This window comes from Bradyrhizobium sp. sGM-13 (genome assembly GCF_018398875.1).
Taxonomy (GTDB): domain Bacteria; phylum Pseudomonadota; class Alphaproteobacteria; order Rhizobiales; family Xanthobacteraceae; genus Bradyrhizobium.
Window position 1 is genome coordinate 1 of record NZ_JAGWDK010000562.1, and the last position, 207, is coordinate 207.

Consider the following 207-nt stretch of genomic DNA (forward strand, 5'->3'; position numbering starts at 1 on the left):
AGTGCCGGATGCAGGACTTGCAGGACTTCGGGACGGCCGGCGAGCCAGCGCGCCATTTCGAGGGCCGAGCGATAATGCTGCGCGAGCCGCACCGATAGCGTGCGTGTGCCACGCAGCGCCAGGAATACGTCGTCGGGCCCTGCACAAACGCCAAGCAGGCGAATGCCCTCGGTGAGCAGCGGCCAGGCTTTCGCGTTCGCCGAAATT

1 protein-coding gene is annotated in these 207 nt (G+C 66.2%); it reads right to left on the bottom strand.

Annotation, left to right across the window (positions count from 1 at the left end; genetic code table 11):
- Positions 1 to 207 (bottom strand): PLP-dependent transferase (locus tag KJQ96_RS39970; protein ID WP_213291319.1); only part of this gene is annotated, 207 nt, incomplete at both ends.